13 protein-coding genes are annotated in these 15,846 nt (G+C 62.8%); 10 read left to right on the top strand and 3 right to left on the bottom strand.

All coding sequences use genetic code 11. The features are described 5' to 3' along the window. Nucleotides 1-261: 261 nt before the first annotated feature. Nucleotides 262-534: an oxidative damage protection protein gene (locus BIO17B3_RS03575; RefSeq protein WP_013105378.1), complete on the bottom strand. Its 273-nt coding sequence runs from the start codon at nt 532-534 to the stop codon at nt 262-264. Nucleotides 535-556: 22 nt separating this feature from the next. Continuing rightward, a complete protein-coding gene (gene argA, locus BIO17B3_RS03570) occupies nt 557-1,882 on the bottom strand; it encodes an amino-acid N-acetyltransferase (protein WP_156053056.1) in 1,326 nt (441 codons plus the stop codon). A gap of 49 nt (nt 1,883-1,931) precedes the next feature. Between argA and hrpA the strand changes: the two genes are divergently transcribed. The 9 genes from hrpA to BIO17B3_RS03525 all read left to right on the top strand — a co-directional run bounded on the left by hrpA (nt 1,932) and on the right by BIO17B3_RS03525 (nt 14,237). Beyond that, a complete protein-coding gene (gene hrpA, locus BIO17B3_RS03565; RefSeq protein ID WP_156053055.1) occupies nt 1,932-5,849 on the top strand; it encodes an ATP-dependent RNA helicase HrpA in 3,918 nt (1,305 codons plus the stop codon). Nucleotides 5,850-6,053: 204 nt separating this feature from the next. Continuing rightward, the gene (locus BIO17B3_RS03560) at nt 6,054-8,558 is read left to right on the top strand and encodes a heavy metal translocating P-type ATPase (RefSeq protein WP_232054174.1); all 2,505 of its coding nucleotides are present in this window, start codon (nt 6,054-6,056) and stop codon (nt 8,556-8,558) included. 9 nt (nt 8,559-8,567) lie between these two features. Next, nucleotides 8,568-8,786 (top strand): cbb3-type cytochrome oxidase assembly protein CcoS, encoded by a 219-nt coding sequence (gene ccoS, locus BIO17B3_RS03555; protein WP_156053053.1) that lies wholly within the window; start codon nt 8,568-8,570, stop codon nt 8,784-8,786. 170 nt (nt 8,787-8,956) lie between these two features. Continuing rightward, nucleotides 8,957-10,399: a cytochrome-c oxidase, cbb3-type subunit I gene (ccoN, locus tag BIO17B3_RS03550; RefSeq protein WP_013105383.1), complete on the top strand. Its 1,443-nt coding sequence runs from the start codon at nt 8,957-8,959 to the stop codon at nt 10,397-10,399. A 19-nt stretch (nt 10,400-10,418) separates the two neighbouring features. Then, nucleotides 10,419-11,060 carry a cytochrome-c oxidase, cbb3-type subunit II gene (gene ccoO / locus BIO17B3_RS03545; protein WP_013105384.1) on the top strand — a complete coding sequence of 214 codons (642 nt, stop codon included), beginning with the start codon at nt 10,419-10,421 and terminating at the stop codon, nt 11,058-11,060. A 9-nt stretch (nt 11,061-11,069) separates the two neighbouring features. Then, nucleotides 11,070-11,264 (top strand): CcoQ/FixQ family Cbb3-type cytochrome c oxidase assembly chaperone, encoded by a 195-nt coding sequence (locus BIO17B3_RS03540; RefSeq protein ID WP_013105385.1) that lies wholly within the window; start codon nt 11,070-11,072, stop codon nt 11,262-11,264. Beyond that, nucleotides 11,261-12,205: a cytochrome-c oxidase, cbb3-type subunit III gene (ccoP, locus tag BIO17B3_RS03535; protein ID WP_013105386.1), complete on the top strand. Its 945-nt coding sequence runs from the start codon at nt 11,261-11,263 to the stop codon at nt 12,203-12,205. Before BIO17B3_RS03540 ends, ccoP begins: the two co-directional genes overlap by 4 nt. 107 nt (nt 12,206-12,312) lie before the next feature. Beyond that, nucleotides 12,313-13,731 carry a cytochrome c oxidase accessory protein CcoG gene (ccoG, locus tag BIO17B3_RS03530; RefSeq protein ID WP_156053052.1) on the top strand — a complete coding sequence of 473 codons (1,419 nt, stop codon included), beginning with the start codon at nt 12,313-12,315 and terminating at the stop codon, nt 13,729-13,731. A 26-nt stretch (nt 13,732-13,757) separates the two neighbouring features. Further along, entirely contained in the window at nt 13,758-14,237 is a 480-nt protein-coding gene (locus BIO17B3_RS03525) for a FixH family protein (RefSeq protein ID WP_156053051.1), read from the top strand. A 58-nt stretch (nt 14,238-14,295) separates the two neighbouring features. On the opposite strand, the gene BIO17B3_RS03520 is transcribed toward BIO17B3_RS03525, so the two are convergent. Next, complete coding sequence (locus BIO17B3_RS03520) at nt 14,296-15,033, bottom strand: helix-turn-helix domain-containing protein (RefSeq protein WP_013122765.1); 738 nt, start codon at nt 15,031-15,033, stop codon at nt 14,296-14,298. Nucleotides 15,034-15,091: 58 nt separating this feature from the next. Here BIO17B3_RS03520 and BIO17B3_RS03515 point away from each other — a divergent pair, with 58 nt between their 5' ends. Continuing rightward, nucleotides 15,092-15,832: a sulfite exporter TauE/SafE family protein gene (locus tag BIO17B3_RS03515; RefSeq protein WP_156053050.1), complete on the top strand. Its 741-nt coding sequence runs from the start codon at nt 15,092-15,094 to the stop codon at nt 15,830-15,832. The last annotated feature ends 14 nt before the right edge of the window (nt 15,833-15,846 follow it).

Below are 15,846 nucleotides of genomic sequence, written 5' to 3'. Positions count from 1 at the left end.
CCGAGCGAGCAGCCCGGCCTCCATAGGTGGTTGATGGCGCCGCTCCAACACGGCGATGACTCGAAATACTGATTTGAGTATTTGAGGCTGAGGTGATGTTAGGAGGGCATGCGCATACACCACATTGTGTTTAGTGTTGATTGCGCGACTGTGTGAATTGTTGTAGGAATCCGGAAAAGCCGCACAAAATACTGCATAGAGTATTCGTGCGGTGAGTGTGCGGTATCTGTATTGCGTCCAGCTTCAGGCTGCTCAGTTCACTCAGGCTGTGGGCGGCACATAGCCTTGCGGCATTTCGGCGCCTTCGCCGAAAAAGTATTTTTCCATCTGCCGCGCCAGGTATTGGCGGGCGCGGGCATCGGCGAGGTTGAGGCGGTTTTCATTCACCAGCATGGTCTGGTGTTTGAGCCAGGCGGCCCAGGCCTCTTTGGAGACGTTGTTGTAGATGCGTGCGCCGAGTTCGCCGGGGTAGGGGGCGAAATCGAGGCCTTCAGCCTCGCGGCCGAGTTTGATGCAGTGAATCGTGCGTGCCATGAAAGTGTCCTTTATTGAGGTTTCAACCGAGATGTTTGACCAGCACACGCGAGCGTCGCTGGTCGTCGTAGCGCAGGCGGCGCTCGGGCGGCAGCCATTCGCGCTCGACCAGCACAAAGCCCCGCTTGAGAAACCAGTGCATGGTGCGGGTGGTGAGCACAAAAATGCTGTGCAGTCCCAGCGCCCGAGCGCGTTGTTCGATGTGTTTGAGGATGCGCTCGCCATCGCCCTGACCTTGGGCGGACGGGTGAACGGTGAGCGCGGCCATTTCGCCGGTTTTCTGCTCGGCGAAGGGGTAGAGCGCGGCGCAGCCGAAGATGATGCCGTCGTGCTCCAGTACCGTGTAGTAGCTGATGTCGCGTTCGATTTCGGTGCGGCTACGCTTGACCAGCACGCCTTGTTCTTCCAGCGGCTCGATGAGTTGCAGGATGCCGCCCACGTCGTCGGCCGTGGCTTGCCGCAGATGTTCGAGATGCTCGTCGGCGATCATGGTGCCCACGCCGTCGTGGGTGAAGAGTTCGAGCAGCAGCGAGCCGTCGATGGCAAACGGCACGATGTGCGCACGCGTCACGCCGCCGCGCACGGCGCGTACCGCGTGGCGCAAATAAAACGCGGTGTCGGTGGGCTGTTGCGGATCGGGCAGGCGCGACAGCAGGCTCTCGGCCTGCGCCACGGTCAGTTCGGGGATGAGGTTGTGCGCGTCGTCGATCACGCCGTCCACCTCGGTGATCAGCACGAGCTTTTCCGCCTTGATGGCCGCGCCCACGCTGCTGGCCACGTCTTCCATGCTGAGGTTGAAGGCTTCACCCGTGGGCGAGTAGCCGAAGGGCGACATGAGCACGACCGCGCCATATTCAAGCGCGCGCTGAATGGTGGGCGCATCGACCTTGCGGACCAGCCCGGTGTGCTGGAAATCAAGGCCGTCGATCACGCCCACGGGGCGGGCGATGATGAAATTGCCGGAGACCACGCGCACGGTGGCGCCGGCCATCGGCGTGTTGGGCAGGCCTTGCGAGAACGTAGCTTCAATCTCGAAGCGCAACTGGCCCGCGGCTTCCTGCGCGGCATCGAGCGCGACTTCATCGGTCACCCGCATGCCGTGCGAGTAGCGCGCGCCGACGCCTTTTTCGCGCAACTGCGCTTCGACCTGCGGACGAAAGCCGTGCACGAGCACGATGCGCACGCCCATCGCGGTGAGCAGCGCAACGTCCTGCACCAGCGCGTTGAGGCGTCCGGCCGCGATCAGTTCGCCGGCGATGGCGACCACAAAGGTCTTGCCGCGATGGGCATGGATGTAAGGCGCGACGGAGCGCAGCCAATCGACGAATTGTTCTTGCTGGGCGATCATGGCCCGATTATCCGAAAATGTCGGGTTGCTTTTGTTTTTGATGTCTTCCATGCCCGAATCCACCGCCGCCCGACCCCCTCGCCAGCGCCATGCTGCCGCGCCGCGCAAGCCTGTGGCGGCCACGCCCGTGGGCGAAGTGCGCTTTCCTGAAGATCTGCCGGTTTCGCTGCGGCGCGAAGACATCGCGCGTGCGCTGCGCGAGCATCAGGTGGTGATCGTCTGCGGCGAAACCGGATCGGGCAAGACCACACAGTTGCCCAAGATCGCGCTGTCCATCGGCCGCGGGCTAGGAGCGGGCGGAACGGGGCTGATCGGCCACACCCAGCCGCGGCGGCTGGCGGCCACCAGTATCGCAAAGCGCGTGGCGCAGGAACTCGGCAGCGAGCTGGGCGCGATTGCCGGATACAAGGTGCGGTTCAACGACCGGCTGCAGCCCGGGGCGTCGATCAAGCTGATGACCGACGGCATCTTGCTGGCGGAAACCCAGACCGACCCGCTGCTGCGCGCCTACGACACCCTGATCATCGACGAGGCGCACGAGCGCAGCCTGAACATCGACGTGCTGCTGGGCTACCTCAAACAGTTGCTGCCGCGCCGTCCTGACCTGAAGGTGATCGTGACTTCGGCCACCATCGATGCGCAGCGGTTTGCGGAGCACTTTGCCGATGTTTCGGGCAGCCTTGCTCCAGTCATCGAAGTTTCGGGGCGGCTGTATCCGGTGGAAGTGCGCTGGCGGCCTTTTGGCATCGACAAGGGCGACGACCGCGACCAGTCTGCGGCGATCTGCGATGCGGTGGACGAGCTTTGGCGGCTCGGCTCCGGCGACATTCTGGTGTTTCTGCCTGGCGAGCGCGAAATCCGCGAAGCCGAGGCGGCGCTGCGCAAACACCATCTCGACACCAAGCGTGTCGGCGTGGAAATCCTACCGCTTTACGCCCGCCTGTCGCAGGCCGAGCAAGACCGGGTGTTTGCCTCGGGCGGTGCGCGGCGCATCGTGCTGGCAACCAATGTGGCCGAAACCTCGCTGACCGTGCCTGGCATCCGCTACGTCATCGACGCTGGTCTGGCGCGGGTGAAACGCTACAGCTACCGTAACAAGGTGGAGATGCTGCAGGTCGAGCCCATCAGCCAGGCGGCGGCGCAGCAACGCGCGGGCCGTTGCGGCCGGGTGGCCAACGGCGTGTGCATCCGGCTGTACGGCGAAGCCGAGTTCGCCGAGCGGCCGCGCTTCACCACGCCGGAAATCCAGCGGTCTTCGCTGGCCGCGGTCATTCTGCGCATGAAGGCGCTGGGGCTGGATTCCATCGAGCAGTTTCCCTTCATCGAGCCGCCGCCGGGCAAGGCGATTGCCGACGGCTACCAGCTGCTCACCGAACTGGGCGCGGTGGACGACCGCAATGCGCTCACCCCTCTGGGCCGCGAGCTTGCCCGACTGCCGCTGGACCCGCGCATCGGCCGCATGATTCTGGAGGCGCGCAACCGCGAGGCACTGACCGAAGTGCTGATCATCGCCGCGGCGCTGTCGGTGCAAGACCCGCGCGAACGCCCCGCCGAGGCGCAGCAGGCGGCCGATGAAGCGCATCGCAAGTTCAGCGACGAGCGCTCCGAATTTCTCGGCTTGCTCAAGCTCTGGGCGCATTACCACGCGGCCATTGCCCACAAAAAGTCGCAGCGCAAATTGTGGGGCGAACTGCGTGGCCAGTATCTGTCGCCGCTGCGCCTGCGCGAATGGCATGACGTGCACAGCCAGCTTCACACCCTGGTAGCCGAGCAGGGCTGGCGGCTCAACACGACCGAAGCCACTTATGAGCAGATTCATTGCGCTTTGCTCAGCGGCCTGCTCGGCAACGTGGGCTACAAGGGCGAAGACAATGCCCAGTACCTAGGCGCGAGAGGCATTCGCTTTGCCATCCATCCGTCGTCGCCGCTGGGGCGCAAGGCCGGGCGGTGGATCATGGCGGCGGAGCTGGTGGAAACCACGCGGCTGTATGCCCGCGGCGTGGCGCGCATCGAGCCGCAGTGGCTGGAGCGCGTAGGCGCGCACCTGCTCAAGACCAGCCTGCTCGATCCGCATTGGGAAAAGAAGCCAGCGCAAGTCACTGCCTTCGAGCGCGCGACGCTGTACGGACTGGTGGTTTACAACCAGCGACGGGTGGATTTTGGTCGTTTCGACCCCAAGCAGGCGCGCGAGATCTTTCTGCGCGAGGCCCTGGTGGCGGGCGAGTGGGACTGCCGCTGGCCGTTTTTCCAGCACAACCAGGCGCTGATCGCCGACATCGAACGTCTCGAACACAAGGCGCGGCGGCTCGACGTGCTGGTGGACGAAGAACTGATCTACGCCTTCTACGACCAGCAAGTGCCCGACGAAGTGCACGGCGGCGCCAGTTTCGACCGCTGGTATCGCGATGCGGTGCGGGCCAAGCCGAAGCTGCTGTTCCTGCAGCGCGACGAGTTGATGCGCCACGAAGCGGCCGGCATCACCACCGAGACGTTTCCCAATCGCCTCAAACTCGGCGCGCTCGAGCTGCAGCTCGACTACACCTTCGACCCCGGCGGCGTGCGCGACGGCGTCACGGTGCAGGCGCCGCTGGCAGCGCTCAACCAGATACCGGCGCAGCGGCTGCAATGGCTGGTGCCGGGGCTGCTCAAGGAAAAGATTCTGGCGCTGCTCAAAAGTCTGCCGCAGCGCCCGCGTTCACGCCTCGTGCCGCTGCCGCAAACCGCCGAGGCGTTCGCCGCGCAGCTCACGACGGCCGAGCGATTCGGCCAGGGCGATCTGCTCGACGCCTTGCGCGATCTGGTGCGCGAGCACACCGGGCTGGCGCTGCAGCGCACCGACTTCAAGCTCGAAACCCTCGGGCCCCATCTGTTTTTCAACGTGCAGGTGATCGACGCCCACGGACGGCGCATCGACGTCGGGCGAGACATCGACAAACTGCGCGCCGATCACGGTCAGGCTTCACGCAGCGCGTTTGCCGAACTGGCCAAACTGCGCACCGGGCTGTCTCCGCAAAAAGACGCCAAGGCCCCGTCCGAAGCCCCGGCACCTCCCCGCGCTGCGGCCGGCGCGGCGGCCGCAGCGCCGAGCGAGGCGCCCATCAATGTGCCCACCGATGCGCTGCAAGGACTGACCGACTGGACTTGCGACGCCCTGCCGGAACTACTGGAACTACGCCGGGGCGCGCACACCCTGATCGGCTTTCCCGCCCTGGTGGACAAGGGCGGCGCGGTCGATGTGGAGGTGTTCGACACCGCCGAGGAAGCCGCGCGGTTGCACCGTAGCGGCCTGCGGCGTCTGTTCGCCCTGCAACTGCGCGATCAGATCAAGCACGCGGAAAAAAATCTGCCCGGATTCCAGCAGGCGGCGATGCAGTTCATGTCGCTGGGCACCGCCGAACTGCTGCGCGCGCAGATTGTGGATGCGGCGCTCGACCGGGCCTTTCTCGCCGAGCCGCTGCCTGCCGACAAATCTGCCTTCGCCCAACGCTTGAGCGAGGGCAAGCCCCGCTTTCAACTGCTGGCCGCCGAAATGGCGCGGCTGGCGGCGCAGATTCTGGACGAATACGCGCAAGTGCAGAAAAAACTCGCCGCGTTCAAGAACCAGCCCGCGCTGCACGCCGACATCCGCGCCCAGCTGCAGGCCTTGTTGCCCCCGCGTTTCATCGCCGAAACGCCGCCCGCGCAAATCGCGCACTTTCCCCGCTATCTGCAGGCCATCGGGCGGCGGCTGGATAAATTTCGCACCGATCCGGCCCGCGATGCGCAACTCGGCACCCAGCTCGCCCCTTGGCTCACCCGCTGGCAGCGCGAGGCGGCGAGTTATCACGGGCACTTGCCGCCACGCCTGCAAGAGCTGCGTTGGCTGCTCGAAGAACTGCGGGTGTCGCTGTTCGCCCAAGAGCTGCGCACGCCCATGCCGGTATCGCTCAAGCGTCTGGAAAAAGTCTGGGCGCAGTGGCAGGGCTGATCCCAGACTGTCCATTAGGCGGGGCTTTGCCCCTACACGGGCGCTGGCGGGCGGTTTGGGGCCAATCCATCCCCAAGCCGCCGTGCCATCATCCCGTGTCCTAATGAACAATCTGGGCTGATCCGGGAATACCCTCGACAATGTATAGATACTTCTTGATACATCTCAAGGCGGGGTGAGGGCGCAGTTTCTAGCATGGTCATCATGTCGAGTTCCATCCTTCCCCTGTCCGGCGCCCCCAATCAGATGCCGAAGCACCCTGCTGAAGCGACCGGCTGCTATCACTGCAGCCTGCCTTTGGGCGACGCGCCGGTGCGCATGGAGCTGGACGGGCAGTGGCGCAGCTTTTGTTGTCAGGGCTGCGCGGCGGCCGCCGAGATCATCGTGCAGGGCGGGTTGTGCGCCTATTACGACCGCCGCACCGCAGGCGAAGGCGCGCTGGCCGCGCTGCCGCGCGAAGAGATCGACAAACTCCATCAACAGTGGATGGCGCTGGCCGACCCGGCGTTTCTCTCTGCCTATGCCAGGTCGCTGGGCGAGGGCCGGTGGAGCACTCAGATTGCGGTCGATGGCATTCATTGCGGCGCCTGCGTCTGGCTGATCGAGCAGCGGCTGCGGGCCATTCCGGGCGTGCTCGCCGCCACGGTGAACTACTCCACCCGCCGCGTGGCGTTGCAGTGGGACGCCAACACCGTACAACTGGCGCAGGTGTTTCAGGCGCTGGCCGAGGTGGGGTATCGCCCGCTGCCCAACGCGCGTCACCAAAGCGAGCTCAACCACCGCCGCGCCCGTCGTCTGGCCATATTGCGCACCCTCGTGGCCTGGCTGGCGATGATGCAGGTGATGATGTTCGCCTGGCCGGGCTACCTCGATGCCGAGGGGCTCAACGCGGCAGAGCAGGGCATTTTCCAGTGGGGCAGCCTGGCGCTCACCTTGCCTGCCTTGCTGTTTTCCGGCTGGCCTTTCCTCATGGGGGCGCTGCGCGACGTGCGCAACCGTCGCCTGGGGATGGACGTGCCCGTCACTCTCGGTCTGTGGAGCGCGTTTGCCGCCAGTGTGTGGAGCGTGCTGCACGGCCAGAGCCATGTGTATTTCGATTCGGTGGTGATGTTTCTTGCTCTGTTGCTCACCGCGCGCCTGATCGAAGACGGCCTGCGCCAGCGCAGCCTGAACGCGGCCGAAGAACTGATGGAACAACTGCCCGCCGCCGTGCGGGTGCGAGCCAGCGGCGAAGAAGATTGGCGCAGTGTGGCCATCACCCAGGTGCGTGCGGGCGATGAGGTGGAGTTGCCCAGCGGCAGCGCAGCCGCGGTGGACGGTGTGGTGATCTCGGGCGCGTCATTGGTGGACGAAGCCCTGCTCACCGGCGAGAGCCATGCCGTGCCCAAACAGGCGGGCGACGCCATTCTGGCGGGCAGCATGAACCGGCAATCGCCGCTGATCGTGCGGGCCACGCAAACCGGCGCGGGCACGCGCATCGCGCAGATGGTCGAGCTGATGCAGCATGCGCTGGCCAGCAAGCCGCGCTCGGCCCAGTTGGCCGACATCGCCGCGCAATGGTTCACGCTGGGTTTGCTGGCGGTGGCTGCGCTTACCGTGCTGCTGTGGTGGTGGCTCGATCCGGCGCGCATCGTGCCGACACTGGTGGCCGTGCTGGTGGTGAGCTGCCCCTGTGCCTTGTCGCTGGCGGTGCCTGCAGCGCTGGCGGCGTCCACCGCGCAACTCTCGCGGCACGGCGTGCTGCTCGCACGCGGGCACGCGCTCGACCGTGCGCCGCAGGTCGATCTCTGGTTGTTCGACAAGACCGGCACGCTGACCACGGCCGAACCCGTTGTCTCGGCCGTGCGCCTGCTCGATCCGTCCTACAGCCGTGAGCAGGTGCTGGCGCTGGCGCGCGCGCTGGAGCAGGGGGTGCAGCATCCGCTCGCGCGGGCGTTCATGGCGTCCGCCGGGCAGGGCGATGCCGTAGAAGCGGTGCAGGATTTGCGCGCCGTCCCTCATGGCGGCATGCAGGGCGTGTGGCAGGGACAGACGCTGCGGCTGGGGCATGCAGCCTTCTCGGGTGTGGCGCAAGCGCAGCCACCCGAAGCCAGCGATATTCCGCTCACCCGTCTTGGCCTGAGCCTCGATGGACGGGCGCTGGCCGTGTTCGATATCGCCGAAACGCTGCGCCCCGGTGCGCAGGAGGCCTTGCTGTCGCTGCAAGCCGCTGACGCCGAGGTTGCGGTGTTGTCGGGCGATGCTGTGCGCACAGTTCAGGCCTGGGCCGCGCGGCTCGGTATCGCGCGCGCCGAGGGCGGCCTGAGCCCGGAAGACAAGCTCGAACGCATGCGCCAATGGCGCGCGCAGGGGCGGGTGGTGGCGATGGTGGGCGACGGGGTGAACGATGCCCCGGTGCTGGCGGCAGCCGATCTCTCGGTGAGCTTTGCCGGCGCCGCGCCGATTGCCCGGGCCGGGGCCGATGTCATCTTGCATCACCCGGACATGCGCGCCTTGCCTCGGCTGGTCGCCACCGGACGGCGCACGGTGGGCGTGATGCGGCAGAACCTGATATGGGCCGTGGTCTACAACCTGCTGGCGATTCCGCTGGCGGTGGCGGGTTTCATCACCCCGGTCTGGGCGGCGGTTGGCATGAGTACATCCTCGCTGCTGGTGGTGCTCAATGCAGCTCGCCTGGCGCGCCGCGATCGTGTTGCGCCCACTCCTTGAAAGCGCGCCATGGAAGGCTCTCTGCTCATTCTCATCCCCATCAGTGTGCTGCTGGTGCTGCTCATCGTGGGGGTGCTTTGGTGGGCGGCGCGCAGCGGTCAGTTCGACGATATGGAAGGCCCGGCCCACGCCATTCTGATGGACGACGATAAACCCAAACCTGAGTCGCTAACCGACAAAGACGCCGACAAGTCTGCCGACGCTGAAGGGCCGCAACAACGGACTTGATCTGCACATTGCGGCAAGGTGTCGCATTGACAGCGCAGCGACCCCGGCCTCTTCCTAGTGCTTACCCTTACGAAATGAAATGTGTTGATACATGTCAATTCAGTGTGTCCATAAGTAAATGACCATACTCTACATTACGGTTCGTTACTTCTTATCAACAGGTGGAGCAGATGAGCGATCTGACGCTTAAACAGACTTACAACTATGCGCTGGTGCGCAAATTCACCGTCATGACCCTGGTTTGGGCCGTGGTGGGCATGCTGGTTGGCGTGTTCATTGCGGTGCAACTGGTCTTTCCCGACATGACCTACGGCATGGAGTGGCTGAGCTGGGGGCGTTTGCGTCCGCTGCACACCAATGCGGTGATTTTCGGTTTTGGCGGTACGGCGCTGTTCGCGACCTCTTACTACATCGTGCAGCGCACTTGTCAGGTGCCGCTGTTCGCGCCCAAGCTGGCTGAGTTCACCTTCTGGGGATGGACGGCGGTCATCGTGCTGTGCGCCATCACCTATCCGCTGGGCATCACCAGCGGCAAGGAATACGCCGAACAGGAATGGCCGATCAGCCTGCTGATCGTCGTGACCTGGGTGGCGTATGCCGTGGTGTTTTTCGGCACCATCATGAAGCGCAAGACACCGCACATCTATGTGGCGAATTGGTTCTTCGGCGCCTACATCATCACCATTGCGCTGCTCTACATCGTCAACAACATCAAGCTGCCCATCAGCCTGCTGTCGTGGAAGAGCTACTCGGTGTACGGCGGTGCGCAGGACGCGATGATCCAGTGGTGGTACGGCCACAACGCCGTGGGCTTTTTCCTCACCACCTCCTTCCTGGGCATGATGTACTACTTCATCCCCAAGCAGGCCGAGCGCCCGATCTATTCGTACCGCCTGTCCATCGTGCACTTCTGGGCGCTGATCTTCACTTATATGTGGGCCGGCCCGCACCACCTGCTCTACACCGCGCTGCCCGACTGGACGCAGTCGCTGGGCATGGTGTTCTCGCTCATCCTGTTGGCGCCGAGCTGGGGTGGCATGATCAACGGCATGATGACCCTGTCGGGCGCCTGGTACAAGCTGCGCGAAGATCCCATCCTCAAGTTCCTGATCACCGCGCTGTCGTTCTACGGCATGTCCACCTTCGAAGGGCCGATGCTCTCCGTCAAGACGGTGAGCGCACTGGGTCACTACACCGACTGGATCATCGGCCATGTGCATTCCGGCGCCATGGGCTGGGTGGGCATGATCACCATGGGCAGCCTGTACTACCTGATTCCGCGCCTGTGGGGCCAGACTCAGATGTGGAGCAAGCGCCTCATCGAAGTCCACTTCTGGACGGCGACCATCGGCGTGGTGCTCTACATCGCCTCGCTGTGGGTGGCTGGTGTGACCGAAGGGCTGATGTGGCGCGCCATGCAGGCTGACGGTTCGCTGACCTACAGCTTCATCGAGAGCGTCAAGGCGGTCATTCCTCTCTACGTCATTCGTGCCATCGGCGGCTCGATCTATCTCTTCGGCATGTGCCTGATGGTCTACAACGCCTATCGCACCATCCGCCAGGGCAAGCCCGTCGACGCGCCGGTGCCCGCACTGAGCGTGGCCCACGCCTGATCACGATTCGGAGATATTCATGGCAACTTTTAATCACGAGACCATCGAGAAGAACGTGGGTCTGATGATCGTGCTGGTAGCAATCGTCGTCAGCATCGCCGGGCTGGTTCAGCTCGTGCCCCTGTTTTTCGACAAGAGCACGACCCAGCCCATTCCCGGCGTCAAGCCCTACACCGCCTTGCAGCTCGAAGGTCGCGATGTGTATCTGGCCGAGGGCTGCTACCTCTGCCACTCGCAGATGATCCGCCCGCTGCGTGCAGAGGTCGAGCGCTATGGCCACTACTCGGTGGCGGGTGAGTCGGTTTACGACCATCCCTTCCAGTGGGGCAGCAAGCGTACCGGCCCCGATCTGGCCCGCGTCGGCGGCAAGTATTCCGACGAGTGGCAGCGCCTGCATCTGCGTCAACCGCGCGATCTGGTGCCCGAGAGCATCATGCCGGCTTACACCTGGCTGCAGCACCAGCCTGCCGAGGCCAATCAGATCCAGGCCAAGATGCGCGCCATGAAAACTCTGGGCGTGCCTTACACCGAAGCCGAGATCGCTGCGGCGCCGCAAGAGCTCGAAGGCAAGACCAAGGAAGACGCGCTGATCGCCTACCTGCAGGGTTTGGGCACGGCGCTGAGCAACTACAAGTCCAAGGCCAACTACATCAACTACTGAGGAAGCGCCATGTCCTTCGGTTCGATCGTTCTCGTGCTCTCCATGGTGGTCTTCGCCGGCATCGTGTGGTGGGCGTTTTCGCCCCGGTTCAAAAAGACGCATGAAAAGGACGGAATGATCCCTTTCCTCGATTCCAAGAATCACCCGCCCGAGTCTTTCGACAAGGGCGATGAGTCCAAGACCTCCGACAAGACCAAATCATGAACCAGTTCTATTCCCCCGGGTGGGCCTTCTGGATCGGCGGCGTCACCATTGTTTCCATCGTTGCCCTGTTCCTTTTTCTGCGCGGTACAGCACGGCAAACCGTGTTTCGCGACAAGGCGGGCAATCCCATCGCTACGACCGGCCATGTCTGGGACGGTGATCTGCAGGAGTTCAACAACCCCTTGCCGCGCTGGTGGATGGGGCTGTTCATCCTGACACTGATTTTTGCAGTGATCTACCTGTCGCTCTACGGCGGCCTGGCGTTTTACAAGGGCATCCTCGGGTATTCCAGCGACAAGATGTACCAGCAGGAATCGGCCGCGTTCGATGCGCGCATTGAGCCCCTGTATGCGGCCTACATGAAAACGCCGATTCCCGAACTCGCCGCCAACCCCACGGCCATGGCCACCGGTCAGCGCATGTTTCTGACCTATTGCTCTCAGTGTCATGGATCAGACGCGGGGGGCACCAAGGGCTTTCCCAACTTGACCGTCCACAACGCCAATGCCTGGCTGTACGGCAACAGCCCCGAGGTTTTGGTGGAAACCCTTACCAACGGCCGCTTGGGCATGATGCCGCCGATGGAGGCCGCGGTTGGCGGCAAACCCGGCGTGCTCGCCGTGGCTAATTATGTGCGCAGCCTCAGCGGTATGAAGCACGACGCTCAACTGGCGGCTCAGGGCAAGCCCTTGTTCGCCACGGCCTGCGCGGCTTGCCACGGCGCCGACGGCACAGGCAACAAGGCTCTGGGCGCCCCCGATCTGGCCGACCCCAAGCGGCAGTGGCTGTTCGGGTCGAGCATCGAAACCATTTCGCACACCATTGAGAAGGGTCGTGCTGGCCAAATGCCTGCGCAGAAAGACTTTCTCTCGCCCGAAAAGATTCACTTGCTTGCGGCCTACGTTTACAGCATCAGTCATGGTGCGCAAGCGGCGAAGTAAGTCCAGTCCTCGATTCTTTTCATTCTCTGACCCACATCGGGGCGCAAGATCAAATGCGCCCCGATGCCGCTTGAGTCAGTCCCGTATTTATCAGCCCGGAACGTGCGATGAACGCCAAGGCGCCAGAACCCAGCGACGACGATATTTCAGCCTCTGAAGAGTGGCTGTACGAGGTTCGCAAAAAAATCTACTCCCGCTCCGTCACTGGCTGGTTCAATAACTGGCGGGTGTTCATGGTGGTGTTCACCCAGGCGCTGTTCTACGGCTTGCCCTGGTTGCAGTGGGATGGCCGTCAGGCCGTGCTGCTCGATCTGTCCACCCGGAAGTTCTACTTTTTCGGCATGATTCTGTGGCCGCAGGACGTGATCTTCCTCGCTCTGCTGCTGATCATCTCGGCCTACGGTTTGTTTTTGTTCACGGCCATCGCTGGGCGACTGTTTTGCGGCTATGCCTGCCCGCAAACGGTGTACACCGAAATTTTCATGTGGATCGAGCGTAAGGTCGAGGGCGACCGGCTGGCGCGCATCCGCCTCGACGGCTCCGATTGGAATGCTCGCAAGATCGGCAAAAAAGCGCTCAAGCACGGGTTGTGGATTGCAGTGGCCTTGTGGACGGGCTTCACCTTCGTGGGCTACTTCACGCCCATTCTGACCTTGGCCGGTCAGGTCATCAGCGCAAACCTAGGCCCCTGGCAGACGTTCTGGATTTTGTTCTACGGCTTCGCCACCTATGGCAACGCCGGGTTTATGCGCGAGCAGGTCTGCAAGTACATGTGCCCTTATGCCCGCTTTCAGTCGGTGATGATCGACAAGGACACGCTCATCGTCACTTACGACACCGAACGGGGCGAGCCGCGCGGCAAACGGGGCAAGCATGTCGACCCGCGCGCGCAAGGCAAGGGAGATTGCGTGGACTGCAGCATCTGCGTGCAAGTCTGCCCGACGGGCATCGATATCCGCGATGGCCTGCAATACATGTGCATCGGCTGCGGCGCCTGTGTCGATGCCTGCGATCAGGTCATGGACAAGGTGGGTTATCCGCGCGGGCTGATTCGCTACTCCAGCGAAAACGCCATGAAGAACAAGTGGAGCAAGCGCCAGCAATGGGCGCATCTACTGCGACCGCGCATTCTCATTTACTCGGCGTTGCTGCTCATCATGGTGGGGCTGTTTGTCGGCGGGCTGGCTACGCGCGATCCCTTAAAGATGAATGTGATGCGTGATCGTGGCGTGCTGTCGCGCGAGATTCCCGGTGGTCTGGTCGAGAACGTCTATCAGATCCAGCTGATGAACACCACGGAAAAGGCGCGAAAGATTCGCGTCGAGGTCAAGGGCCTGGAGGGCGTGGCGGTGCATGATCGAAATGCTTACGAGTTGCCCGCATCGACCAATATTCTCGAGCCGCTGGAAGTGACTATTCCGGTCGACAATGCGAAGAAGGGCGTTTACAAAATCGAGATCATTGCCACATCGGAAGGCGAAAAGCCGATCTCTGCGTCGAGCAAGACCACCTTCATCGTCCCTTGAACACCCGAACCGCAGGAGAAGTTTCCATGCAAACCGCCGCTTCCCGCCCCTGGTACCGTGAGCCATGGCCCTGGTTTTTGATCGCGCTTCCCCTGATCGCGGTTTTGGCCAGTGTCTACACCATCTATCTGGCCAGCCGCACCCCCGACAGCCTGGTGACCGACCACTACTACAAAAAGGGGCTCGCTGTAGGCGGCGACATTCAGCGCGAGCGACATGCCCAGGCCCTGCATCTTTCGGGACAGATCTCGATCTCAGCCGGGCGCATTGACCTCAAGCTCAACCAGCAGATCGCTCCCGACACCCTGCACTTGATGTTGCGTCATCCTTTTTCCAAGCAGAAAGACGTGCAGATCGACTTGCACCGCGGCGCCTCAGGTACTTACAGCGCCTTCTCCCCACCCCTTGAGCCCGTGCGTTACCGCGTGCATGTGGAAACGGCAGACTGGCGCCTCGCGGGTGTCTGGATTCCGGGGACGACGCTGACGCTCGAACCGGGTGTCTGAACAAAACAAAGGGGCCCCTCTCGGAGCCCCTAAATTCACTGGCTATCACTCAGAGTGATCAGGTTTGCGGCATCAACAATTCAGCGAGGGCGCGGCGATCCGTGATGCGAATCTGGCGCTGCGCCACATGAATCAACCCCGCGGAGTGAAACTTGGACATCAGACGGCTGACCGTCTCCAGTTTCAAGCCGAGATAACTGCCAATCTCTTCGCGGCTCATGCGCAAGACGAATTCATCGGGCGACAGGCCACGGGCCTTGAAGCGTTCGGACAAGTCGAGCAGAAAGCGGGCCAGCCGCTCATCTGCATGCATGCTGCCCAGAGAAAACTGATCTTGCTGCGCCCGCACCAACTTGCCGCCGACGATGCAATGCAGCTGATGCTGCAGTGCGGGCAGGTCGCGCGTGGTGGTTTCCAGCGCACGCAGATCGATTTCGCAGGCCTCGCTATCTTCGAGCGCGACCGTGTCGGTGAAATAGGTGTGCTGCCCCAGACCCTCCAGGCCCATCAACTCACCGGGAATGTGGAAACCGACAATCTGCTCGCGTCCGTCGGAACTGGTGACATACGATTTGAAAGATCCTGCATGCACCGAATACACCTTGGTCATGGCCTGGCCGGTGCTGAAAAGCGCTTCGCCCTTCTGCACCCGCACGGTTGCCTGAATCACGTCTCGGATACGCCCCATCTCCGACGGCTGCAGCGCGATCGGCAGGCAGAACTTACTTTGAAAGCACACATCGCAAGGATGGGGTTTTTCCATCTGCGTGGCGGTGGGGGTAGGGGTCGATTTCATAGATTTGGATGTCGCGATATTTGCTTCAGTTGATGTTTACAGAATACAGCAGAACACCATGAATACAACCATTCCACTGACCCTGTTGTTGATGGGCCTCACAGGCGGGCTGCACTGCGCCGCCATGTGCGGGGGACTGGTGGTGGCCTCCGAGCGCGCATCCACTGAGCATGTGCTCCTTCCGGCGCGTCAGTTGTTTCAAAATCAGCTGCAATTACAGGGCGCACGGGTGTTGTCCTACACCATTTTGGGGGGAATCGCCGGTTTGATCGGGGCTGGGGTGTGGGCCGCAAGCGCGCGGCCGGTGCAACTGAGCCTTTTTACCCTTGGCAACCTGGTGCTCGTTGCGGTGGGCCTATGGATGATCCTGCAACAGGTGCTTTCACCGCGCTGGCTGGCCTGGCAGCAGAAGTGGCTCGGCGGCAGTTGGGTTGGGCGCGGATTGACCCGGTTGACTCAGCCCTTGCTATCGCGGCTGCTGCCCTTCAACACCTTTCCCAAACGGCTGGGCGCCGGGCTACTCTGGGGTTTGCTGCCTTGTGGACTGGTGTATTCCGCGCTTTCTCTGGCGTTTCTCAGCGCTACGGCTTGGGAGGGTGCCCTGGCCATGCTGGCCTTCGGCCTGGGCACTCTGCCGCATATGCTGTTTGCCGGTCACACGCTGCGTTGGGTAAGTCAGCGCACCAATCAGCGCTGGTTTCACCTGGCTGCCGGTACGTTGCTCTTGTTGTTTGCCGCCTATGGCTTCTGGAAACTGTTCCATGCGGGCAGCGAATTGCCGATGGGCGGCTGCGCCTGAGCGAGCCCCAGCTT

It is taken from the genome of Thiomonas sp. OC7, assembly GCF_900634595.1.
GTDB lineage: Bacteria > Pseudomonadota > Gammaproteobacteria > Burkholderiales > Burkholderiaceae_C > Thiomonas > Thiomonas arsenitoxydans.
The sequence above is the reverse complement of the archived record's forward strand: the minus strand, read 5'-3'. Positions and strand labels throughout refer to the sequence as shown.